The following is a 21,159-nucleotide window of genomic DNA, read 5'->3' as shown; positions in this document are numbered from 1 at the left end:
TCGCGGCCCCTGAGGCCTCTAGATCGCGGCGACGAAGCTCGGATCGACCAGCGTCTCCAGAGTGATCGACGCCGGCGCCATGCCCTCCGCCTTGAACCAGTCGAGCTGGTCGGCGACCGACGCCATGTTGAGCGCCGCGCCCTCGTTGAGCCGCATCGCGCCGGCGAGGATGCTCGGCGCGGCCTCCGCCAGCGGACGATCGGAATAGACGTGCTCGTGGATCAGAGCGACCATCGCGTCGCGCGCCGCCTCGCCCGCCGACTGCTCGACCAGCGCGGCGTTGTAGTCCGCCACCCCGCGAGAGACGGCGGCGACGAAGCCCTCCGTCAGCGCGCGTTCCTCGGCGGCGTTCCTGGCCGAGGTGAACAGGGTCGTCACCTGATAGCCCGGCAGATAATCCGCCACCTGTCCGATGATCTTCGCCCCGCCCGAGGCCGCCAGCGACTGGCCGATATGCGGCACGATCGACCACGCGTCGATCTGGCCCGATTTCAGCGCGCCGATCACCGCGCCCACTTTCTGGAGGTGGCGGAACTCCACCGTCGCGCCTTCCGCGGCGGCGATCTTGGCGCCCATGTAGTGGAAGGAGGAGCCCGGCGTCGTGCTGCCGAAGCTGCGCCCGCCGAGCTTGCCCGGCGCGTCGAGGCCCGCGTCGAAAGCGGCGTTGGAGGCGAGGATCACCTGCCCGGCGATGCCCTTCTCCTCGCTCAGCGCCCCGCCGATCACCTTGACCGCGCCCTTGTCGGCCAGCGAGATCAGCCCGCCGGTGATCGCCGTCATCCCGAAATCGACGTCGCCCGACGCGATGGCGAGCGCCATCGGCTGCGCGGCCTCGAAGAACTTCAGCTCCGCGTCGAGCCCGGCTTCCGCGAAATAACCGCGCTTGAGCGCCGCGAAGCTGCCGGCGTGGCTCGTCAGACGCAACGCGCCCACCACGGTCTTGCGGCTGGCGAGCGCGGGCGTCGCGAGAGCCGCGGCGGCGGTCGCGCCGCCCAGCAGCGCCAGCGACTGGCGGCGGGTGATCGAGGTCATCGGTCGTCCTCCCCTGTCGCGGCCCGTTCGCCGGGCCGCTTGTGCGTTCGTGGTTTATTGCGCGGCCTGCGCCGCTTCGCCAGCCGCTTGCCCAGCCTCATGGGCCGACAGGAACTTCTCCGCCTCGAGCGCCGCCATGCAGCCCATGCCCGCGGACGTCACCGCCTGCCGGAACACGTCGTCGGTCACGTCGCCCGCCGCGAACACGCCGGGGATCGAGGTCGCCGTGCTGTCGGGCTTCGTCACCACATAGCCGCCGCGCCGCAGCTCCAGCTGCCCCTCCACCAGCGAGGAGGCCGGGGCGTGGCCTATGGCGATGAACACCCCGTCGGTCGCGAGCTCGCGCGTCGCGCCGTCGACCATGGAGCGCAGCCGCACCCCGGTCACCCCGAGCGGGTCCTCGGTCCCCAGAACCTCGTCGAGCGTGTGGTTCCAGATCACCTCGATCTTGGGGTGCGCGAAGAGCCGGTTCTGCAGGATTTTCTCGGCGCGGAAGGCGTCGCGCCGGTGAACGATGGTCACCTTGCTGGCGTGATGGGTGAGGTAAAGCGCCTCCTCCACCGCCGAATTGCCGCCGCCGATCACGACGACCTCCTTGCCGCGGTAGAAGAAGCCGTCGCAGGTCGCGCAGGCCGAGACGCCGAAGCCCTTGAACTTCTGCTCGGACGGCAGCTCAAGCCATTTCGCCTGCGCGCCGGTGGCGAGGATCAGCGCGTCGGCCAGATACACGTCGCCGCCGTCGCCCACGGCGCGGAAGGGCCGCTGCGACAGGTCGAGCGCGGCGATGTGGTCGGAGACGATCTCGGTCCCCATCTCGCGCGCATGGGCCTCCATCCGCACCATCAGGTCGGGGCCCATCACCGAGGCGTCGCCCGGCCAGTTCTCGACATCGGTGGTGATGGTGAGCTGCCCGCCCGGCTGGATGCCCTGGATCAGCACGGGCGAAAGCATCGCCCGCGCGCCATAGACCCCCGCCGTGTAGCCCGCCGGCCCCGATCCGATGATCAGCAGCCGCACATGCCTCTCCGTCGCCATGACCTCTCTCCCGCAAGACCCCGCTCCATCTATTCAACGGATGCGCGCGCGCCAATAGGCCCTCAGGCGGGCGCCAGCAGCCCCGCGACCTGTTCGGCGACCCGCTCGGTCTCGCGCAGCGGCGGGTAGCGCCACAGGTCGAGCGCGCCCTCGAACGGCCGCGAGGCGCCGTGCGCGCGCAGCGCGTCGTGAAACCGCGCGATCTTCGCGTCGAGTCGGTCCACCGCAAACACCAGAACGGGCTTGCCCGTGCTCGCCGCCTCCGAAGCCATGTTGACCGAGTCGGCGGTCACGGCGATGGCCTCGGCGAGGCCGAGCACCGCGGGATAGGGGTTCTCGCCCCGCCCGCCCCAGACCCAGCCGCCGAAACCCGTCACGGCCTCCGCCAGCCGGTCCACCACGCCGCGCGGCGTGCGGCGCGAAGGCGTGATCATCAGCCCGGCGCCGTCCACCGCCAGCCGCGCCAACCCCTCGGTCAGCGCGCCCACCGCATGCGCGCCGAAAGCGGCGGAGGCGCTCGGGCCGCCGACAAGCACCGCCACGCGCGGGCGCGGCAGATGGCCGAGCCGCTGGCGCCAGCGTTCGGCCTCGCGGGCCAGCGTCTCGGGGTCGAGGTCGTTGAGACCGCCCAGGGTTTCGGTGACATTCTCGCCGCGCAGCCCGTCATGGAACGGCGCGACCACCCGGTCGAAAGCCGAGAGCCGCATCTGCGGCGCGAGGACCTGCACCGCCCGCACCCCGCCGAGCCGCCGCAGCGCCGCGACGATGGGCGCGCTGCGCCGGCCCGCGCCGACCGCCATCGCCGGCCAGGGCCGCGCGAGCCCCGCCCCGCGATCCTCCAGCCCGCTGAACGGCCAACCACCCTCGCGCGCCCCGCCCAGCGCCCAGAGCGCGGGCGGCGCGAGGTCGAAGGGCTTGCGCAGCGCGACGGTCCGCGTCTCGGCCCGCCCGCCGACGCGGCGCGCCACCGCCGCCGCCAGCGCCAGCGCCTGTCGGGAGTTGCCCGCCCGCCCGTCGGTCACCGCCCAGATGACCGGTTCGTCTCCGTTGCGCGTCGCCTTCGCGAGATCGGTTTCCATTTGCCGCGCCATTTCCATTTGTTGCGCTCAAACGCAATATTGTTGCCACCGTCGCCCCGAGGCGGTAACACGCCGCCAAAGGGGGCGCCGGCCGGCATGGCCTCCGACAGCACTCTACATCCGGAAGCGACGATGAGCGGCGGCAAACTCGACCCGATCGACAGAAAAATCCTCGCCGAGCTTCAGGCCGACGGCAGGATGACCAATGTCGAGCTGTCGCGCCGGGTGGGCATCTCCGCGCCGCCCTGCCTGCGCCGCGTGCGCACGCTGGAGGAGGGCGGGCTGATCCGCGGCTATCACGCCAAGGTCGATCCGCGGGCGCTGGGCTTCGAAGTCGGCGTCTTCGCCATGGTCGGGCTGATCAAGCAGGCCGAAGCCGACCTCGTCGCCTTCGAGACGCTCTGCCGCGCCTGGCCGCTCGTGCGCGAGTGCCACATGCTCAACGGCGAGATCGATTTCCTGCTGAAATGCGTGGCGCCCGACCTCTCCACCTTCCAGTCCTTCCTCACCGGCCAGCTGACCTCCGCCCCGAACGTCGCGAGCGTCAAGACCTCGCTGGTGATCCGCGCCGCCAAGGACGAGCCGGGCGTGCCCTTCGACGTGCTCGAGGCGCGCGCCGAACAGGGTTGAGGGGCCTTGCCGCGCGGCGCCGCCTCGCCTAGCAGTTCGGCCCCGCACCCTCCCGGAGGCTCTCCATGTCCGACGTGCTCGACACCGCCGATTCCGTCCACGGCGTCACCGCCGCCCAGCTGCGCCAGATCGTCGAGAAGATCGAGCGGCTGGAGGAGGAGCGCCGCGCGCTGGCCGACGACGTCAAGGAGATCATGGCGCAGGCCAAGTCCGAGGGCTTCGACACCAAGGCCATCCGCAAGCTGATCGCCCTGCGCAAGAAGCGCCTCGAGGAGCGGCAGGAGGAGGAGGCGATCCTCCAAACCTACATGGCGGCCCTCGGGATGCTCTGACGCGGTTGCCGCAGGAGGCGACGGCGCTACCTCACGTTCAGCGCCAGCCGACCGAGGAGCCGCCAATGCCCATGCGTCTCGCCGCGACCTGTCTCGTTCTGGCGGTCCTCGCCGCTCTTCCCGCCCGCGCCTCGATCTGCATGCAGATAGCGCAGGAGCAGGGCGCGCGGTTGATCCCCGCCTCGCTGCGCCTCGGCGAGCACGAAGTTTCGATCCGCTTCATCGGCCACGCCTCCTTCCGCATCGAGACGCCCGGCGGGATCGCCGCCGTCACCGATTACGCCGGCTGGCATGGCGGCGGGCGCGCGCCGGACGTGGCGACCATGAACAAGGCCCATTCCACGCACTGGACCGCCAATCCCGATCCGGCGATCGCTCATGTGCTGCCCGGCTGGAACCCCGAAGGCGGTCCCGCCGATCATTACGTCGAGGTCGGCGACATGCTGGTGCGCAATGTGCCGACCGACATCCGCAGCTGGTCGGGGGCAGTCGAGCCTTTCGGCAATTCGATCTTCATCTTCGAGGCGCAGGGGCTGTGCATCGGCCATCTCGGCCACCTCCATCACAAGCCGACCGACGCGCATTACGGGCTGATCGGCCGGCTCGACGTGGTGATGGCGCCGGTGGACGGCGGCTACACGATGAACATCCCGGCGATGATCGAGGTGCTCAAGCGCTTCCGCGCCCGCGTCGTGCTGCCGATGCACTGGTTCGGCGAGCGCAATCTCGACGACTTCCTCGCGGGCATGGCGAGCGAGTTCGACATCCGGGAGAACGGCTCCGACTCGATCGTGCTGTCGCGCGACGCGCTTCCCAGCCGCCCGACGGTCGTCGTCCTGCGCTGACGCTCTTGCGTCGCGCCCCCGTTTCGCTATCCTTGCGCGCCCGACGCCCCTCCAAGCAAGAGGGGCGTCGGCGCATATTCGGTTGGCCGAAGGGGCGCGGGAGGCGCTCCGGCCGCAGAGATGGAGAGCGACCATAGCCCGACGCCCGCACCAGGCCCCCCAGCCCACCCGCGACACCGGACCCCGCATCAACCGCATGATCCGCGCGCCGGAAATTCGCCTGATCGACCATGAAGGCGAAAACCGCGGGGTCGTCCGACCCGACGAAGCGCTGCGCATGGCCGAGGAAGTCGGCCTCGACCTCGTCGAGATCTCGCCCAACGCAGCCCCGCCTGTCTGCAAGATCATGGACTTCGGCAAGTTCAAGTTCGAGCAGCAGAAAAAGGCCGCCGAGGCGCGCAAGAACCAGAAAGTCATCGAGATCAAGGAAGTCAAGTTCAGACCGAACATTGACGACCATGATTACGATGTGAAGATGCGCAGCGTCACCAAGTTTCTCGAAGAGGGCGACAAGGTGAAAGTCACGCTGCGGTTCCGCGGGCGCGAGATGGCGCATATCGATCTTGGGCGCAACCTGCTCGACCGCATCGCAGGCGATCTCGAGACTCACGGCAAGATCGAGTCGATGCCCAAGGTCGAAGGCCGCCAGATGATCATGGTGGTCGCCCCGCGCGGCTGACCCGGGCCGGCGACCGGCCGGGCCGCCCTCGCTCAGCGCCCGAGCACGCCCTCCTCATAGGCGATGGCGCGCTCGATCAGGCTGCGCCAGAAGGCTTCGTAGAAATCCGGATCGACGCCTTCCGAGCGGGCGCAGGCGCGGACCTTGGCCAGCACGTCGTCGACCCTGTCCGGGATGCGGGCCGGCAGGCCGGCGCCCCGCTTGATTTCGGCGGCGCGCGCGATGTGGGCTTCGCGGCGCGCGAACAGCCCCACCAGCGACCGGTCGATGGCGTCGATCTGGGCGCGCAGCGCGCGCATGTCGGCGCAGGCGGCGGCGTCGAGCGTTTCCGGCCCGCCGCGCCGGCGCCGCTTGGGCCCTTCGGCGAGGGCGCGGATCACGCCGCGCAGCGTGCGCACGTCCTGCTCGGTCAGCGGCGCGCGGCGGAAGATGCTCTGCAGCGACAGCCGCAACGCGCCGCGCTTGTGCTCGGGATAGAAATAATGCGCGGCGTCGAGTTCGGCGTCGAGATGATCGAGCATGCGCGTCACGTCGCCTGCGTCGGCGGGCGCGATCTCGACCGGCGCCGGCGGATCGAAGGCCGCCATCCGCCATTCATAGGCCATCAGCAGCGCCGATTGCGCGAGGTTGATCGACGCGAAGGCAGGGTTGGTGGGAACGGTGACGATGGCGTTGGCGAGCGCCGCCTCCTCGGTCTCGAGACCCGTCCGCTCGGGGCCGAACAGGACCCCGACGCGCTGGCCTGCGGCGATGCGGGCGGCCATGTCGGCGCAGGCTTCGCGCGGCGTCAGCACGGGCTTGGTCATCTCGCGCGGGCGGGCCGTGGTGGCGTAAACCCAGGACAGCCCGTCGAGGGCCGCGGACGCGTCGGCGAAAAGCAGCGCCTCGTCGAGCACGCCGCCTGCGCCCGAAGCCATCGCCACCGCCGCCGGATTGGGCCAGCCGTCGCGCGGAGCGGCGATCCGCAGCCCGCGCAGCCCGAAATTCCACATCGCCCGCGCCGCGGCGCCGATGTTCTCGCCGAGTTGCGGGCGCACGAGGACGAAGACGGGCCCGTCCGGGCGCCATTCGGGCTCGCGCGCGCTGTCTGTTCCGGCCATGGCGCGCGAGGTAGCGCGGCGGCGGCGGCGGCGCAAGGCGGTGCGATGCGGCGCCGCGTCATCGGTCGGCGCCGCGTCCTCCCAAGGGCCCGCTTGCCGCAGCGCGCCGCTGCGCATAGCCTCGCCGCAGATCCGGACAGGGAGAGGATTGCGCATGAGCAGAGTTCTGAGCGAGGCGCTCGCGCCGGCCGAGGGGTCGGCGCTGTGGGTCAAGCGGGCGGCGCTGGTCGCCTTCGGCGTCGCCGCGATGGCGGTGGCGGCCAAGGTCAAGGTTCCGATGTGGCCGGTGCCGATCACGATGCAGAGTTTCGTCGTGCTGTCGCTCGGGGCGGCCTATGGCGCGCGCCTCGGCGGGGCGACGATGCTCGCCTATCTGGCGGTCGGCGCGCTCGGCTTCGACGTGTTCACCGGCTCGTCCGCCGAGGCGGCGGGGCTGGCCTACATGCTGGGCGGCACGGGCGGCTATCTCGTCGGCTTCGCGCTGGCGGCGTGCTTCATGGGCTGGGCCGCGGCGCGCGGCTGGGACCGCTCCGCCCCGCTGATGGCGGCGGCGATGCTGGGCGGCACGGCGCTGATCTACGTCCCCGGTCTGCTCTGGCTGGGGATGCTGCACGGCTTCGACAAGCCGATCCTCGCCTGGGGGCTGACGCCGTTCCTGCTGGGCGACGCGCTCAAGCTCGGCCTCGCGGCGCTCGTCTTCCCGCTCGCCTGGAGGGCGGTCGGCGCCGCCCGAGGCTGACCTCTCGCGCGGTGGCGCATTGCGCGCCGCCGCGCCTCAGCCGAACACGACGCCGGGCAGCCAGGTCGCGAGCGGCGGGTAGAGGGCGAGGATCCCGAGCGCGATCAGCTGGATGATCACGAAGGGGATCACCCCGCGATAGATGTCCATCGTGCTGACTTCGGGCGGCGCGACGCCGCGCAGATAGAAGAGCGCGAAGCCGAAGGGCGGCGTCAGGAACGAGGTCTGCAGATTCACCGCGATCATGATCGCGACCCAGATCGGATCGAGCCCGAGCATGAACAGCGTCGGCGCGGTGATCGGGATCACCACGAAGACGATCTCGAGGAAATCGAGAAAGAAGCCGAGCACGAACATCAGCAGCATCACGGCGAGCATCGCGCCGAACGCGCCGCCCGGCACCGCGGAGAGGATCTCGTGCATGGTCTCCTCGCCGCCGAGGCCGCGGAAGGTGAGGTTGAAGAGCTGCGCGCCGATCAGGATCATGAACACCATGGCGGTGACCTTGGTGGTCGACTGCATCACGTCGCGCAGCGTGCCCGCGCGGTGAATGCGCAGCAGGCTGAGCGCCAACCCCCAGACCGTCAGCCCCAGAAACCCGCCCGCGACCCACATCGCGGCGAAGTCGATGGGCTCGATCTCGGCCCGCGTCAGCCGCAGATCGAAGTTGAGCTTCAGCAGCAGCGCCCCGAACAGCCCCAGCACCGCGAGATATTGCGGCCAGGGGCGGGCTTCGTCGGCCCGCTCCCCCGCCAGCAGGATCGCGCCGACGCAGCCGACCGAGGCCGCCTCTGTCGGCGTGGCCACGCCGAACAGGATCGAGCCGAGCACGGCGAAGATCAGCAGGATCGGCGGCGCCAGCACGCGCAGCAGCTCGTGCGCGGTCGCCCGCTCGGACGGCGGCATCGCCGGCGAGGCGGAGGGGCGCAGGAAGGCGAGCCCGATCTGATAGAACATGTAGAGCGCGACCAGCAGCAGCCCCGGCAGCAGCGCGCCGACGAACAGATCGCCCACCGAAACCGGCTTTGGCGCCCAGTCGCCGACCAGCCGCCGCGCCTCGATGTATTCGTTCGAGATCACGTCGCCAAGGATCACCAGCACGATCGACGGCGGGATGATCTGCCCAAGCGTGCCGGCGGCGGCGATCGAGCCGCAGGCCAGCCCCTTGTCGTAATTGTATTTCAGCATCGAGGGCAGCGAGATCATGCCCATCGTCACCACCGTCGCGCCGACGATCCCGGTCGAGGCGGCGAGCAGCATTCCGACGAAGGTGACCGACAGGCCGAGCCCGCCCCGCAACGTCCCGAACAGCTTGCCCATCGTCTCGAGCAGGTCGCCCGCGACCTGGCTGCGCTCGAGCATCACCCCCATGAAGACGAAGAGCGGGACCGCGACCAGCACTTCGTTGGTCTCGTCCATCAGGCCGAAAATGCGGTTGAAGAAGGGCTTGAGAAAGCTCAGCGACGACAGCACGTCGCCGCCGACGAAGAAGCCCTGCTGGAACTGCGCCCCGATCAGCGCGAACAGCAGCCCCACGCCCGCCAGCGTGAAGGCGACCGGAAAGCCGCGCAGCAGCAGCGCCACGGCGGCGGCGAACATCAGCAGGTCGAGATGATCGACGAGAAACTGCATGACCGCCGCCGTCAGCTCGTCGCCGGGTCGCGATGGCGCTCGACCACCTCATGGCCCATGAGCCGAAGCGCCGCCTTGAGCGCCGTCGAAACCGCTTGCAGCGCCAGCAGCGCCGCCATCAGCAGCACCGTGCTTTTGAGAAGATACTTCAGAGGGATCCCCGAGGTCTCAGCCGAGCCTTCCAGATTGCGCCAGGACAGCGCGACGTTCGGCCACGCGGACCAGTAGATCAGGTAGCAGACGGGCAGCAGGAAGACGAGCGAGCCGATCAGATCGGTCCAGTCCTTCGCGCGCTGGCTGGCGTCGCGGTAGAAGATGTCCACCCGCACATGGCCGTCATGCAGGAAGGTGTAGCCTGCGGCCCCCATGATCAGCGCGCCGTGCAGATAGACGATCGCCTCCTGCCACCACAGCGAGGACAGGCCGAGAAACGCGTTGGCGGAGAACACGTAGCGCATCAGCACCGTGGCGAACTGGATCAGCGCCATCGCCAGCGTGAACCAGGCGACGAAGCGCCCGATCCGGTCGTTCAGCGCGTCGATGAAGCGGTAGAGGGCGTGCGCCATGATCGGTCCCGGCGCTCAGGCGCCGCAAGGAGCGGAGCGGGAGCGCGCCGGTCCGCCGGCGCGCCCCCGCCATCCCGCCGTCAGATGCCGAGCGCCGCGCCGCGCGCGGCGGTGTAGGCCTCTTCGGAGAGCTTGGTGTAGGCGGCGACCGAGGCGCGGAAGGTCCGGAAGCTCTCGAAGATGCGGCCGCCGAGTTCGTCCTCCGACCCGACCGCCGCCAGCACGTCCTCGGAGGCTTTCGCGAGTTCGGCGAACACCTCGTCGGGGAAGCGGTGCAGCTGCACGCCGTGCTCGTTGACCAGCGCCGCGAGGGCGCCGCCGTTGCGGGCGTTGAACTCGGCCGTCATGACGTCGTTCTCGGCGCTGCAGCAGGCCTCGATCATCACCTTGTCGGCGGCGCTCAGGCTGTCCCACCAGCCCATGTTGATGCCGACCGATAGGCCCGAGCCCGGCTCGTGGAACCCCGGATACATGTAGGTCTTGAGGATGTTGTGGAAGCCGAAGGCGAGGTCGTTGTAGGGGCCGACCCATTCGGTCGCGTCGATCGTGCCGGCCTGCAGCGCAGGGAAGATCTCGCCGCCCGGCAGCGACACGGCGCTGGCGCCGACGGCGCGCAGCACTTCGCCGCCAAGGCCCGGGATGCGCATCTTCAGCCCCTTCATGTCGTCCATCGACAGGATCGGGTTGCGGAACCAGCCGCCGAACTGCACGCCGGTGTTGCCGGCGAGAAAGCCCTTCACGCCGAACTTCGCGCCGAGCTCGTCCCAGAGTTCGCGACCGCCGCCGAAATGCACCCAGGCCTGCAGCTCCTGCCCGGTCAGGCCCATCGGCACCGCGGCGAAGAAGTTGTAGCCCTTGTGCTTGCCCTGCCAGTAGTATTCCGCCCCGTGATACATCTCGGCGGCGCCGGTGGCGACCGCGTCGAAGCTCTCGAAGGGCGGCACCAGCTCGCCCGCGGCGAACAGCTTGACCTCGATGCGCCCGCCCGAAGCGGCGGTGATGCGGTCGGCGACGCGCTGGGCGCCGGTGCCGAGACCGGGGAAGTTGCGCGGCCAGGTCGTGACCATCCGCACGACCTGCTTGTCCTGCGCGATGGCCGGCGCGGCGAGGGCGCCAGCCGCGGCGCCGGCGACGCCGGCGGTGAGGAAGTTGCGACGATCCACGTTCAGAGCCTCCCTGATGCATCTGCGGTCGCGGCCTGAGGCCGACTCGCTTGGGGCGACGCTAGTGACATGCGCGACCGCCTTCAACGCCGCCCACCCGCCCGGACGACGCTTTCCACGCGAAAATTCGCCCAAATCCGCTTGTGCGACGCGGCAGTTCGGATTTGCGCACCCGCTGGTTGCGCGCTGCGGCCTCAGATCGGGTCGAAGGGCGCGGGGCCTTTGGGCGCCGCCTCCGCCGCCTCCTGCGCGTCGCGCATCAGCCGCCAGCGCCCGCGCACATAGATCTCGAAAGGGCGGAAGGCGGCCTTGTAATCCATCTTCGGCGATCCCGGCACCCAGTAGCCGAGATAGAGATAGGGCAACGCCGCCTCGCGCGCGATCTCGATGTGGTCGAGGATCATGAACTGGCCGAGCGAGCGCCCCCGCGCCTCGGGCGAAAAGAAGCTGTAGACCATCGAAAGCCCATCATTCGTGACGTCGGTCAGGCAGGCCGCGACCAGCGTCTCGCCGCGCGGCAGACCGGGGTCGTGATACTCGACCACGCGCGAGCGGACCGGCGTCTCCTCGATCATCGCGGCGAATTCGGCGGCGTCCATCTCGGCCATCCCACCCTCGGCGTGGCGGGTGTCGAGATAGCGGCGGAACAGGGCGTATTGCTCCTCGGTGGCCCAGGGCGCGCAGGCCCGGCGCGTCAGATCGGCGTTGCGCCGCGCGATGCGGCGCTGCGTGCGGCTCGGCTCGAAGCCCGCCACGGGAATGCGGGTGGACAGGCAGGAGGCGCAGGTCGGGCAGGAAGGGCGGTAGGCGACGCTCTGGCTGCGCCGGAAACCGCGCAGCGACAACTCGTCATGCATCGTCGCCGCGTCGCGCCCGCGCAGCGTCGTGAACACCTTGCGTTCGTCGCGCCCCGGCAGATACGGGCAGGGCTGCGTCGCCGTAAGGAAGAACTGCGCCGTGATCTGTCGGTTCGTATGGTGGCTCATCAGGCATCCGCGCGCCAAGTGGATGCGAAAAGAGTAGACGCGTTTCACAGCGCCGTCACGCAAGACGTTCCGCGGTGGACGCGCGGCGAATCCGCCCTCAGAGCGGGCGGTTGATCGCCGTCGAGCCGAGCAGCATGTCATGCGCGCCGCGACCGACCGGCGACGTCGCCATCAGCGCCATGCTGGCGATCTGCGGCAGCACGGCCAGCGTCATCGCGCCGAACAGCAGCGTGTGGATCAGCGCGTCGCGCGCGTCGAAACGCGCCCCGTCATAGCGGCGCAGCTCGATCCCGGCGGCCAGCATCCCCGGCGTCGCCGACCAGCGCGCGATCGAGAGCCAGCGATACAGGAACCCGACCAGCCCGACGGCCGGGACGAAGGCGAGGAGGCCGAGCCCCAGCGTCGCCACGCCGAACGCCGCCGCGACCAGAACGCCGATCAGCAGCGCCGCCGCCGTGTCGATGCCGAAAGCTGCGAGGCGCCGCATGGCCACCCCGTCGTAGAATTGCGCGTCGAGCCGTGGGTGAGGCAGCGCGCCGTGATCGCGAAGGTCGAACATGGCTGAGAAATGCGACCTCCGCCGCCTGCGCGCAAGAGGCGCCGCCACGCCTCGCGCGCAGGTCGCAAAGCTGGTTAAATCACGGAAACACAGTGGATTTGTCGCGATTTTCCTGAAACTCTGACCCAAATGTTCCGAAAGAGGATGCTCCCGATGCGCGACGCAGTCGGCGATCTCGGGCCCTGGGTGGCCGAAGTGTTCGATCGTCTCTCGCGCATCAACGGCGAGTTGTCGGGCGACCTCAGCGACGCGGAACTCCGCCTCGCGGTGCATGACGAGATCGAGCGCGCGCCGCGAATGGTCACGCTCGAGGAGCTGCGCCGCGGCTGCGCCATCGCGACCGAGCTGATGATGGTCGAGGCGACCGAGCGCGCGATGGCCAGCCTCGACCTGCACGACATCCCCAGCTGAGGACCCCTGCGCGGGGGATCCTCGCGCGGTGACGGACCTCACAGCCCGCGCGCGACCTCGGCGGCGCTGCGGCGACGGGTGAGCGCGAGCAGCATCCCCATCCCGATCCCCACCGCCAGCGCCGAGGAGCCGCCATAGGAGATGAAGGGCAGCGTCATGCCCTTGGCCGGGAACAGCCGGATCGCGACGCCCATGTTGACGAGCGCCTGCATGCCGACGAGCGCCGTCAATCCCAGCCCCGCCAGCTGCGTGAAGACGTCGCGCTCGGCCATCAGCCGTTGCAGGCAGCGCAGGACGATCAGCCCGAACAGCCCGACGATCAGCAGACAGAACAGCAGCCCGTACTCCTCGGCGGCGACTGCGATGATGAAGTCGGTGTGAGCGTCTGGAAGGCTCCACTTCACCGAACCTTCTCCGACGCCGACGCCGAACAGCCCCCCGGCGAGAATCGCGTCGGTCGCATAGCCGAGCTGGGTGAGGGGCTGGACGTCCTCAGCGAGGAAGGCGTCGATTCGGCGGGCGAAATGCGCCGAATGCGTGTATGCGGCCCAGCCCGCCGCTGCGGCGGACCCCGCAAGTCCCGCCAGCAGCAGGGCCGGCGCGCCGGCGACGAAATACATCAGCCCCCAGACCGCGAGCACCAGCGTCGCCTGCCCGAAATCGGGCTGGATCACGAGGAGCCCCGCCGCGAGCGTCGCGAGCAGGAAGGACAGCAGCGCCCCCGGCGGCCCGCCCGGCTGCGTCGAGGCCGAAAGGAGCCACGCCGCGAACACGATGAAGAAGGGCTTGAGAAACTCCGAAGGCTGCACCGAGCCGAAGCCGAACGAGTACCAGCGCACGGCCCCCTTGCCGAAATCGGTCCCCAGGACCGGCAGCAGGGCGACGGCGGCGAGAAAGACCGCGAAGCCCAGCGTCGAGATCCGGCGGATCTGGCGCGGGCTGGCCAGCGACAGCGCCACCATCGCGCCGAGGGCGAGGACCCCGAAGAAGGCTTGCCGCGTGACGTAGTGGAAATGCGGCAGGCCGTTGCGGTCGGCCAGCGGCGGCGAGGCGGCGAGCCCCAGCACCATCCCGATCACGAACAGCGCGCCGACGGCGCCCATCGTCCACTGGTCCACCGAACGCCACCAGCGCCCCAGCACCGAACCGTCGAGCGGAAGCGGCGGGGCCGATCTCTGGCCGAATGCGATCTCGGTCACGGCGCACCCTCCGTCAACTGCCGCGCGAGGCGCACGAAGGCCTCGCCGCGCGCTTCGAAATCGGCGAACTGGTCGAAGCTCGCGCAGGCGGGCGAGAGCAGCACCGCCTCGCCGGGCAGCGCCTCGGCGGCGGCCATCCGCACCGCCGCGTCGAGGTCGCCGCAGAGCGCGTGCGGCGCGTCGCCGAGCGTCGCGGCGAAAGCGGAGGCCGCCTCGCCGATCAGATAGGCCTTCGCGACCCGCCCGAAATGCGGGCGCAACGCTTCGATCCCGCCTTCCTTGGGTCGCCCGCCGGCGATCCAGCGCACTCGCTCGAAGGCGGTGAGCGCCTTTTCCGCCGCGTCGGCGTTGGTGGCCTTGCTGTCGTTGACGAAGAGCACGCCGTCCTTCTCCGCGACGCGCTGGAGGCGGTGCGGCAGGCCGGGGAAGCTCGCCAGCCCCTTCTCGATCGCCTTCGGCCCGAGCCCCAGCGCGCGGCAGGCGGCCCAGGCGGCGCAGGCGTTCTGCGCGTTGTGCGCGCCGATCAGCGCCGGGGCCGCGCGCAGGTCGAACGCCGCCGCCTGCGCGCCCCGCCGCCATTCGGTGAGATGATGGCGGTTGAGAAACACCGACCAGCCCCGCCCGCGCAAGCGCGACGCCGCCGAAATCTCCGTCACCGGGTCGCCGGTCTCGGGGTCGTCGCGCAGCGAGGCCGCGAGGAAGCGGCCATGGGGATCGTCCACGCCGACCACGCAGCGGCTTGGCGCGCCGAGTTCGAACAGCCGGCGCTTGGCCGCGAAATAGCCGCCCATCCCGCCATGCCGGTCGAGATGGTCGGGCGAGAGGTTGAGGAACACCGCCACGTCCGGCGCCAGCGCGCGCGCCAGCTCGATCTGGTAGGAGGACAGCTCGAGCGCGAAGGTCTCGCCGTCGGCGGGCGGGTCGAGGTCGAGCACGGCGCGGCCGATGTTGCCGCCGAGCTGCACGGGCCGCCCCGACTCGCGCAGGATGTGGGCGATCAGCGCGGTGGTGGTGGACTTGCCGTTCGAGCCGGTGACGGCGACGATGCGGATTTGCGCGTCGCTCATCCCGAGGCCGCGGAAGAACAGCCCCACCTCGTTGTCGATCACCGCCCCCGCCGCCTGCGCCCGCAGGATCGCCGGGTGCGCGGCGGGGTGCAGATGCGGCACGCCCGGCGCGACGATCAATGCGGGGATGTCGGCCCAGGGGCGCTCGCGCGTGAGGTCCTCCACCGCGAAGCCCTCGGCCTCGGCGCGGGCGCGCGCGGCCTCGCCGTCGTCCCAGCAGACCGGCGTCGCCTGCCCGGCGGCGAGCGCGCGGGCGGCGGCGAGGCCGGAACGGCCGAGCCCGAGCACGCCGACGCGCTTTCCGGCGTAGCCGCGGACGGGGATCATCGGGGGGCTCCCGAGACCGACGGTCGCGACAGAGGGCGCAGGCTGGCGACGGCTGGGCTCGGCGAGGAGGGCAGCGCGCGTCCGCGGGGGGGCGTGAAGCGCCCGCCCGGGGGGGCGGACGGGCGCTGCCCGGCGCAAACGCCGGGCGGAGCATCGGGGCTGAGCGCGTCGCCTGCGTCCCGGCGCGATATGACCGGCGTTCCGCTCATCGCAGCTTCAGCGTCGCGAGGCCGACCAGCGCTAGGATCACGGCCACGATCCAGAAGCGGATCACGATGGTCTCCTCGCGCCAGCCCTTCTTCTCGAAGTGGTGGTGGATCGGCGCCATCAGAAACACGCGCTTGCCCGTCCGCTTGAACCACGCGACCTGAATGATCACCGACAGCGCCTCGACCACGAACAAGCCGCCCACGATCGCCAGCACGAATTCGTGCTTGGTGGAGACCGCGATGGCCCCCAGCGCGCCGCCCAGCGCCAGCGAGCCGGTGTCGCCCATGAACACCATCGCCGGCGGCGCGTTCCACCACAGGAACCCCAGCCCCGCCCCCATCAGCGCGGCGCAGAACACCGCGATCTCGCCGGCGCCGGGGATGTAGTGGACCTGAAGGTACTCGGTGAAGTCGATGCGGCCCACCACATAGGCGATGAAGCCGAGCGCGCCGGCCGCGATCATCGCGGGCATGATCGCCAGCCCGTCGAGCCCGTCGGTGAGGTTCACCGCATTGGCCGCGCCGACGATCACCAGCATCGCAAAGGGGAAGTAGAGGAGCGACACGTCGATCAGCACTTCCTTGTACACCGGAACTGCGATCAGACCCGACAGCCCGGCGGGCTGGAGCGCCGCCGCCCACAGCGCCGCGCCGAGCGCGATGGCGAAGCCCGCGAGAAGCCGCACCCGCCCCGGCACGCCGCGCGTGTTGAAGCGCGTCACCTTGAGGAAGTCGTCGGCGAAGCCGATCGCGCCGAAGCCCGCCGTGGTCAGCGCGACGATCCAGACATAACCGTTGTCGAGCCGGCTCCACAGCAGCGTGGCGATCAGCAGCGCGCCGAGGATCATCACGCCCCCCATGGTCGGCGTGCCGGCCTTCTGGATGATGTGGCTCTCCGGGCCGTCCGAGCGGATGGGCTGGCCCTTCTTCTGCATCCGCCGCAGCGTCTTGATCACCCAGGGCCCGAAGGCGAAGCCGATGATCAGCGCGGTCATGAAGGCGCCGCCCGCCCGGAATGTCAAATATCTGAAAAGGTTGAAGAAATCGCCGCCTTCGGAAAGCGGGACCAGCAGGTGATACAGCATCAGACCTCCTCGGGCGGCGCGCCGAGATCGCGCGCGCGCCCCATCGCCTTGAGCGCGGCGACCACGCGCGCCATCCGCATCCCGTTCGAGCCCTTCACCATCGCCACGTCGCCCGCGTCGGTCACGCGGCGGGCGCGGGCGGCGGCCTCCTCCGAGGTGGCGAACCAGCCGCCGCGCCTGTCCTCCGGCAGCGCGGCGTGCAGCGCGCGCATCCGGGGGCCGACGCACATCACCTGATCGATGCGCGCGAGCGCGGGGTGGTCGGCGAGCGCTGCGTGCATCGCGGTCTCGCGGTCGCCGAGTTCGAGCATGTCGCCGAGCCAGGCGATGCGCCGCCCGCGCGCCACGCGGCCCACGCCATCCTCGGTGCGCGTCGCGGCGAGCACCTCAAGCGCAGCGCCGACCGAAGCGGGGTTGGCGTTGTAGCTTTCGTCGATCAGAAGGAAAGCGCCGTCGACCGCGTCCTCGCCGAGCAGCACTTCCCAACGCGCGCCGCGCCCCTCCGGCGGGCGCCACTCCGCGAGGCCCAGCGCCGCGCGGGCGAGGTCGGCGCCGGCGGCCTCGGCGGCGGCGAGGGCGCCGAGCGCGTTCAGCGCGAGATGCCGGCCGGGGGCCGCGATCTTGAACACCACGTCGCGCCCGCCGACCTGCGCGCGCGCCACAGTGGCGGCGCCGTGCGGCTCGGCGTCGAGCAGGCGGGCCTGCGCCTGCGCCCCCGTTCCGAAGGCGACCACGCGCGCGCCGGCGCGGGCCGCGGCCTGGGCGAGACGGTCGAGCCAGCGGTTGTCCGCGTTCAGGACCGCGACGGGCGCGCCGCCGCCGGGCAAGGGCTTGAGCCCATCGAAGATTTCCGCCTTGGCGTCGGCGATCCCGCTTTCATCCGCGAAATTCTCGATGTGCACGGCCTCGACGGTGGTGATCAGCGCGACATGCGGCCGGGCGAGTTGCGAAAGCGGCGCGATCTCGCCGGCGTGGTTCATGCCCATCTCGATCACGGCGAACTCCGTGTCGGCCGGCATGCGCGCGAGCGTCAGCGGCACGCCCCAATGGTTGTTGAAGCTGCGCTCGGGGGCGTGGGTCGGGGCCTGCGCGCCCAGCATCGCGCGCAGCATCTCCTTCACCCCGGTCTTGCCGACCGAGCCGGTCACCCCGATCACGCGGGCCGAGAGCGACAGCCGCGCGCGGGCCGCCGCGCCGAGCGCGCGCAGCCCCTCCAGCGTGTCGCCGACTTCGAGCAGCGGCGCAGTCGCGGCGACGCCTTCTGGCAGGCGCGAGACCATCGCCGCCGCAGCCCCGCGCGCGAGCGCATCCGACGCGAAGGCGTGGCCGTCGCGGTTGTCGCCGGTCAGCGCGACGAACAGCTCGCCCGGCGCGACGGCGCGGCTGTCGATGGAGACGCCGGTCGCCGCCCAGTCGCCGCGCGCGCGTCCGCCGGTCGCGGCGGCGGCTTCGGCGGCTGTCCAGAGCGGGGGGGTCATGGCGCGTCCTCTGCGTCGAGCGCGGCGACGGCGGCGCGCGCGGTCTCGGCGTCGTCGAAGGGAATGACCTGCGCGCCGATGGTCTGCCCCGTCTCGTGGCCCTTTCCGGCGATCAGAAGGCGGTCCCGCGGCCCCAGCGCGTCCACGCCGCGCAGGATCGCCTCGGCGCGGTCGCCCGCCTCCTCGAAATCCGCGCCGGCCATTGCGGCGAGGATCTGCGCGCGGATCGCGGCGGGGTCCTCGGAGCGGGGGTTGTCGTCGGTGACGATGGCGAGGTCGGCCAGCTTCGCCGCCGCCGCGCCCATCAGCGGGCGCTTGCCCGCATCGCGGTCCCCGCCCGCGCCGAATGCGACCACGATCCGCCCCGGCGCGTGCAGCCGCAGCGCCGCGAGCGCCGCCGCCAGCGCGTCGGGGGTGTGGGCGTAATCGACGTAGATCGCCGCGCCATTCGCCCGCCGCGCGACCAGCTCCATCCGCCCGCGCACCGCTCGAAGCCCTTCCAGCGCGGCGAAAACCGCCTCCGGCGCTTCGCCGCAGGCGATGACGAGCGCCGCCGCGATCAGCGCGTTGTGCGCCTGAAACCCGCCGATCAGCCGCAGCCGCGACCGCCGCTCGGCGCCCTCCCAGAGAAAGCGGATCGTCTGCCCATCGGGATCGAAGTCGGTCCCGACCAGCCGCAGCGCCGCGCCCTCGGCCGCGCCCACCCCGATCAGCCGCAGCCTGCGCGACCGCGCGAGATGCGCCGCCGCCTCGAAATTGGCGTCGTCGGCGTTGACCACCGCCGCCGCGCCCTCGGGCAGAACCCGGGCGAACAGGCCCAGCTTGGCGGCGGCGTAGTCGGCGGCGTCGCGGTGGTAGTCCATGTGGTCGCGCGAGATGTTGGTGAGCGCGCCTGCCGCCAGACGCGCCCCGTCCACCCGCCTTTGCGCGAGCCCGTGGCTCGACGCCTCCATCGCGGCATGGCTCACGCCCTTCGCCGCGAGATCGGCGAGCAGCGCGTGCAGCGTCAGCGGCTCGGGCGTGGTGTGCGAGAGCGGCGCCTCCACCGCCCCTTCGACGCCGGTGGTGCCGAAATTGACCGCCCGAAGGCCCAGCTCCGTCCAGATCTGACGAGCGAAGCTCGCGACCGAGGTCTTGCCGTTGGTGCCGGTGACCGCGACCAGCGTCTCGGGCTGGCCGGGATGCAGACGCGCGGCGGCCAGCGCCAGCGCCCGGCGCGGATCGCCGGCGATCAGGAAGGGGACCGGGAAGCCGCCGCCGAGCAGGTCGCGCGCCCGCAGCGCCCCGTCGAGGCTCGCGAGCACGGCGACGGCCCCCATGCGCAGCGCGTAAGGCGCGAACTCGGCCCCGTCGAGCTTCGCGCCCGGCATCGCCGCGAACAGGTCGCCCGGCCGGGTCTCGCGGCTGTCGACGACGATCCCGCCGATCTCGAGATCGGGCGCGGGGAGCGGGCCGAGCACGGCCAGCCCGTCGAGCCCGAGCGCGCGCAGGCTGGGCATCGGCACCTCACTGCGCCGCCGCGACGAGCGCCTGCGGCGCGTCGTCGGGGCTGGCGGGCGCGATCGGGCGCAGACCGAGGATCGGGGCGAGACGGGCGACGGCGGCGCCGAAGACGGGCGCCGCCGTCCAGCCCGCCGTGCGGCGCGCGATCGGGCCGGAGCGGTCGACCGGCTCGTCGAGCGAGACCACCATCACATATTTCGGGTCGGAGGCCGGGAAGGCGCCGGCGAAACTCGCGATGACGCGGTCGCGATGATAGCCCCCGCCCGGCTTGGGCTTGTCGGCGGTGCCGGTCTTGCCGGCCACTTCGTAGCCCTCGGCTTCTGCGAAGCCGCCCGTTCCGTCGGTCACCACGGCGCGCAGGATCGCGCGCATGCGCGCCGACGTCTGCGGCGAGAACACCCGATCCGCCTCGGCGGGCGGGGGCGCGTCGGCGTCGAAGCTCGGACGCACGCGCAGCCCGCCATTGACCATCGCCGCATAGGCCTGCGCCAGATGCAGCGGCGTGATCGCGAGGCCATGGCCGTAGCTGATCGTGATCGCCGACAACTCCGACCAACGCGGCGGGGTCAGCGGTCGGCTGAGCGACGCCTCCGCCAGATCGACCTCCAGCGGCGACAGCAGCCCCAGCCGGTCGAGATAGGCGCGCGTGCGCTCGACCCCGAGCGCGATGGCGAGCCGCGCGGTGGCGACGTTGGAGCTCTCGGCGATGACTTCGGTCAGCGTCATGCGCGGCGGCATGCGGTGGAAGTCGCGGATGGTGAAGCGGCCCCAGACCAGCGGGCCGGTCGCGTCGAGCGCGCTCTGGGGGCCTGCGATCCCCTCCTCCATCGCGAAGGCGGCGAAGAGCGGTTTCATCACCGAGCCGAGTTCGAACACCCCGCCCGCTGCGCGGTTCATCAGCGCGCCGCTCGCCGCGATCTTCGGATCGGCGGGGTTCGGGCGGGCGTTGGGATCGAAATCGGGCAGCGAGACCATGGCGACGATCCGACCAGTGCCGGCCTCCATCAGCACGGCCGAGGCGGCCTTGGACGTGAAGCGCTCCATGGCGGCGCGCAGGGTTTCGGTCAGCGCGGTCTGGGCGGGCAGGTCGAGGCTGAGGCGCAGCGGCGCGCCGGCGCGGGCGGGATCGCGCAGGGCGGCGTCGTAGCGCTGTTCGACGCCGGCGAGGCCCACCGTGTCGGCGAAATCGACGCTCTCGTCGCCGAAGCGCGCGCCGCCCAGCACATGCGCGCCGATCCGGCCCGCAGGGTAGAGCCGCATTTCCCGCGCGCCGAAATAGACGCCGGGCAGACCGAGATCGTGCGCCGCCTGCCGCTCCCGCGGCGAGATCGGCCGTTTGACCCAGGCGAAGCGCCGGCCCTCCCGGAAGCGCGCGCGCAGCGTGTCCTCCGAGACGCCGTCGAGCACGGCGGCCAGCGCGGCGGCCGCCGCCGCCGGGTCGTCGAGTTCGTGGGGATGGGCGTAGATCGCGGCGGCGGGCAGGTTCATCGCCAGCGGCCGGCC

The 21,159-nt window shown here is 71.3% G+C and carries 21 protein-coding genes and 1 pseudogene; 6 read left to right on the top strand and 16 right to left on the bottom strand.

The genetic code is table 11. The annotated features are described in order from the left end of the window. Positions 1 to 18 precede the first annotated feature (18 nt). The 3 genes from V7Q31_RS10155 to V7Q31_RS10145 form a co-directional block, all read right to left on the bottom strand. A complete protein-coding gene (locus V7Q31_RS10155; RefSeq protein ID WP_333833677.1) occupies positions 19 to 1,032 on the bottom strand; it encodes an ABC transporter substrate-binding protein in 1,014 nt (337 codons plus the stop codon). Between the two features lie 54 nt (positions 1,033 to 1,086). Next, on the bottom strand, positions 1,087 to 2,067 hold the full coding sequence (gene trxB / locus V7Q31_RS10150; RefSeq protein ID WP_333833676.1) for a thioredoxin-disulfide reductase: 981 nt from the start codon (positions 2,065 to 2,067) through the stop codon (positions 1,087 to 1,089). Between the two features lie 62 nt (positions 2,068 to 2,129). Further along, positions 2,130 to 3,146 (bottom strand): mitochondrial fission ELM1 family protein, encoded by a 1,017-nt coding sequence (locus V7Q31_RS10145; RefSeq protein WP_333833674.1) that lies wholly within the window; start codon positions 3,144 to 3,146, stop codon positions 2,130 to 2,132. Between the two features lie 132 nt (positions 3,147 to 3,278). Between V7Q31_RS10145 and V7Q31_RS10140 the strand changes: the two genes are divergently transcribed. The 4 genes from V7Q31_RS10140 (at position 3,279) to infC (ending at position 5,632) form a co-directional block, all read left to right on the top strand. Then, positions 3,279 to 3,776, top strand: coding sequence for an Lrp/AsnC family transcriptional regulator (locus V7Q31_RS10140; RefSeq protein ID WP_333833672.1), 498 nt, complete (start codon positions 3,279 to 3,281; stop codon positions 3,774 to 3,776). Positions 3,777 to 3,841: 65 nt separating this feature from the next. Then, positions 3,842 to 4,108 carry a DUF2312 domain-containing protein gene (locus V7Q31_RS10135; protein ID WP_333833671.1) on the top strand — a complete coding sequence of 89 codons (267 nt, stop codon included), beginning with the start codon at positions 3,842 to 3,844 and terminating at the stop codon, positions 4,106 to 4,108. A gap of 65 nt (positions 4,109 to 4,173) precedes the next feature. Next, positions 4,174 to 4,953: an MBL fold metallo-hydrolase gene (locus tag V7Q31_RS10130; protein WP_442976471.1), complete on the top strand. Its 780-nt coding sequence runs from the start codon at positions 4,174 to 4,176 to the stop codon at positions 4,951 to 4,953. Between the two features lie 82 nt (positions 4,954 to 5,035). Next, positions 5,036 to 5,632, top strand: coding sequence for a translation initiation factor IF-3 (infC, locus tag V7Q31_RS10125; protein WP_333833669.1), 597 nt, complete (start codon positions 5,036 to 5,038; stop codon positions 5,630 to 5,632). 32 nt (positions 5,633 to 5,664) lie between these two features. On the opposite strand, the gene V7Q31_RS10120 is transcribed toward infC, so the two are convergent. Continuing rightward, the gene (locus V7Q31_RS10120) at positions 5,665 to 5,931 is read right to left on the bottom strand and encodes a chorismate mutase (RefSeq protein WP_333833692.1); all 267 of its coding nucleotides are present in this window, start codon (positions 5,929 to 5,931) and stop codon (positions 5,665 to 5,667) included. Positions 5,932 to 5,994: 63 nt separating this feature from the next. Beyond that, a pseudogene (locus tag V7Q31_RS10115) lies at positions 5,995 to 6,732 on the bottom strand (RNA methyltransferase); the annotation flags it as partial. Between the two features lie 154 nt (positions 6,733 to 6,886). Here V7Q31_RS10115 and V7Q31_RS10110 point away from each other — a divergent pair. Further along, on the top strand, positions 6,887 to 7,471 hold the full coding sequence (locus tag V7Q31_RS10110) for a biotin transporter BioY (RefSeq protein ID WP_333833667.1): 585 nt from the start codon (positions 6,887 to 6,889) through the stop codon (positions 7,469 to 7,471). A 36-nt stretch (positions 7,472 to 7,507) separates the two neighbouring features. Here the strand turns inward: V7Q31_RS10110 and V7Q31_RS10105 are convergent, their stop codons facing one another. The 5 genes from V7Q31_RS10105 to V7Q31_RS10085 all read right to left on the bottom strand — a co-directional run bounded on the left by V7Q31_RS10105 (position 7,508) and on the right by V7Q31_RS10085 (position 12,377). Then, on the bottom strand, positions 7,508 to 9,103 hold the full coding sequence (locus V7Q31_RS10105; protein WP_333833665.1) for a TRAP transporter large permease: 1,596 nt from the start codon (positions 9,101 to 9,103) through the stop codon (positions 7,508 to 7,510). A gap of 11 nt (positions 9,104 to 9,114) precedes the next feature. Beyond that, the gene (locus V7Q31_RS10100; protein ID WP_333833663.1) at positions 9,115 to 9,669 is read right to left on the bottom strand and encodes a TRAP transporter small permease subunit; all 555 of its coding nucleotides are present in this window, start codon (positions 9,667 to 9,669) and stop codon (positions 9,115 to 9,117) included. Positions 9,670 to 9,749: 80 nt separating this feature from the next. Next, complete coding sequence (locus V7Q31_RS10095; RefSeq protein ID WP_333833662.1) at positions 9,750 to 10,832, bottom strand: TRAP transporter substrate-binding protein; 1,083 nt, start codon at positions 10,830 to 10,832, stop codon at positions 9,750 to 9,752. A 194-nt stretch (positions 10,833 to 11,026) separates the two neighbouring features. Continuing rightward, a complete protein-coding gene (locus V7Q31_RS10090; RefSeq protein ID WP_333833661.1) occupies positions 11,027 to 11,818 on the bottom strand; it encodes an arginyltransferase in 792 nt (263 codons plus the stop codon). A 97-nt stretch (positions 11,819 to 11,915) separates the two neighbouring features. After that, positions 11,916 to 12,377 (bottom strand): RDD family protein, encoded by a 462-nt coding sequence (locus V7Q31_RS10085; protein WP_333833659.1) that lies wholly within the window; start codon positions 12,375 to 12,377, stop codon positions 11,916 to 11,918. A gap of 153 nt (positions 12,378 to 12,530) precedes the next feature. Here V7Q31_RS10085 and V7Q31_RS10080 point away from each other — a divergent pair, with 153 nt between their 5' ends. Next, positions 12,531 to 12,788 carry a hypothetical protein gene (locus tag V7Q31_RS10080; protein ID WP_333833657.1) on the top strand — a complete coding sequence of 86 codons (258 nt, stop codon included), beginning with the start codon at positions 12,531 to 12,533 and terminating at the stop codon, positions 12,786 to 12,788. Between the two features lie 38 nt (positions 12,789 to 12,826). On the opposite strand, the gene V7Q31_RS10075 is transcribed toward V7Q31_RS10080, so the two are convergent. From V7Q31_RS10075 to V7Q31_RS10050, 6 genes are all read right to left on the bottom strand, one after another. Continuing rightward, on the bottom strand, positions 12,827 to 13,987 hold the full coding sequence (locus V7Q31_RS10075) for a peptidoglycan glycosyltransferase FtsW (protein ID WP_333833655.1): 1,161 nt from the start codon (positions 13,985 to 13,987) through the stop codon (positions 12,827 to 12,829). After that, positions 13,984 to 15,381, bottom strand: coding sequence for a UDP-N-acetylmuramoyl-L-alanine--D-glutamate ligase (gene murD / locus V7Q31_RS10070; protein WP_333833653.1), 1,398 nt, complete (start codon positions 15,379 to 15,381; stop codon positions 13,984 to 13,986). The genes V7Q31_RS10075 and murD overlap by 4 nt, the downstream gene beginning before the upstream one ends. Before the next feature lie 205 nt (positions 15,382 to 15,586). After that, positions 15,587 to 16,672, bottom strand: coding sequence for a phospho-N-acetylmuramoyl-pentapeptide-transferase (mraY, locus tag V7Q31_RS10065; protein WP_442976476.1), 1,086 nt, complete (start codon positions 16,670 to 16,672; stop codon positions 15,587 to 15,589). Positions 16,673 to 16,674: 2 nt separating this feature from the next. Then, positions 16,675 to 18,153, bottom strand: coding sequence for a UDP-N-acetylmuramoyl-tripeptide--D-alanyl-D-alanine ligase (locus V7Q31_RS10060; protein WP_333833649.1), 1,479 nt, complete (start codon positions 18,151 to 18,153; stop codon positions 16,675 to 16,677). Beyond that, entirely contained in the window at positions 18,150 to 19,652 is a 1,503-nt protein-coding gene (locus V7Q31_RS10055) for a UDP-N-acetylmuramoyl-L-alanyl-D-glutamate--2,6-diaminopimelate ligase (RefSeq protein ID WP_333833647.1), read from the bottom strand. The genes V7Q31_RS10060 and V7Q31_RS10055 overlap by 4 nt, the downstream gene beginning before the upstream one ends. Before the next feature lie 7 nt (positions 19,653 to 19,659). Continuing rightward, on the bottom strand, positions 19,660 to 21,159 hold a 1,500-nt coding region (locus V7Q31_RS10050; protein WP_333833645.1), incomplete at its 5' end, for a peptidoglycan D,D-transpeptidase FtsI family protein.

The sequence above is a fragment of the Rubrimonas sp. genome, assembly GCF_036788415.1.
Classification (GTDB): Bacteria; Pseudomonadota; Alphaproteobacteria; order Rhodobacterales; family Rhodobacteraceae; genus Rubrimonas.
The sequence above is the reverse complement of the archived record's forward strand: the minus strand, read 5'-3'. Positions and strand labels throughout refer to the sequence as shown.

Excerpts from the sequence above, each read along its gene's own strand:
- V7Q31_RS10060 (WP_333833649.1), bottom strand. The coding sequence starts at position 18,153 with ATGACCCCCCCGCTCTGGACAGCCGCCGAAGCCGCCGCCGCGACCGGC.
- V7Q31_RS10090 (WP_333833661.1), bottom strand. The coding sequence starts at position 11,818 with ATGAGCCACCATACGAACCGACAGATCACGGCGCAGTTCTTCCTTACG.
- V7Q31_RS10140 (WP_333833672.1), top strand. The coding sequence starts at position 3,279 with ATGAGCGGCGGCAAACTCGACCCGATCGACAGAAAAATCCTCGCCGAG.
- V7Q31_RS10100 (WP_333833663.1), bottom strand. The coding sequence starts at position 9,669 with ATGGCGCACGCCCTCTACCGCTTCATCGACGCGCTGAACGACCGGATC.
- trxB (WP_333833676.1), bottom strand. The coding sequence starts at position 2,067 with ATGGCGACGGAGAGGCATGTGCGGCTGCTGATCATCGGATCGGGGCCG.
- V7Q31_RS10130 (WP_442976471.1), top strand. The coding sequence starts at position 4,174 with ATGCCCATGCGTCTCGCCGCGACCTGTCTCGTTCTGGCGGTCCTCGCC.
- V7Q31_RS10120 (WP_333833692.1), bottom strand. The coding sequence starts at position 5,931 with ATGCGCGCGCTGCGCGCCCAGATCGACGCCATCGACCGGTCGCTGGTG.
- V7Q31_RS10105 (WP_333833665.1), bottom strand. The coding sequence starts at position 9,103 with ATGCAGTTTCTCGTCGATCATCTCGACCTGCTGATGTTCGCCGCCGCC.
- murD (WP_333833653.1), bottom strand. The coding sequence starts at position 15,381 with ATGATCCCCGTCCGCGGCTACGCCGGAAAGCGCGTCGGCGTGCTCGGG.
- V7Q31_RS10110 (WP_333833667.1), top strand. The coding sequence starts at position 6,887 with ATGAGCAGAGTTCTGAGCGAGGCGCTCGCGCCGGCCGAGGGGTCGGCG.
- V7Q31_RS10085 (WP_333833659.1), bottom strand. The coding sequence starts at position 12,377 with ATGTTCGACCTTCGCGATCACGGCGCGCTGCCTCACCCACGGCTCGAC.
- V7Q31_RS10155 (WP_333833677.1), bottom strand. The coding sequence starts at position 1,032 with ATGACCTCGATCACCCGCCGCCAGTCGCTGGCGCTGCTGGGCGGCGCG.
- V7Q31_RS10145 (WP_333833674.1), bottom strand. The coding sequence starts at position 3,146 with ATGGAAACCGATCTCGCGAAGGCGACGCGCAACGGAGACGAACCGGTC.
- V7Q31_RS10055 (WP_333833647.1), bottom strand. The coding sequence starts at position 19,652 with ATGCCCAGCCTGCGCGCGCTCGGGCTCGACGGGCTGGCCGTGCTCGGC.
- V7Q31_RS10080 (WP_333833657.1), top strand. The coding sequence starts at position 12,531 with ATGCGCGACGCAGTCGGCGATCTCGGGCCCTGGGTGGCCGAAGTGTTC.
- V7Q31_RS10135 (WP_333833671.1), top strand. The coding sequence starts at position 3,842 with ATGTCCGACGTGCTCGACACCGCCGATTCCGTCCACGGCGTCACCGCC.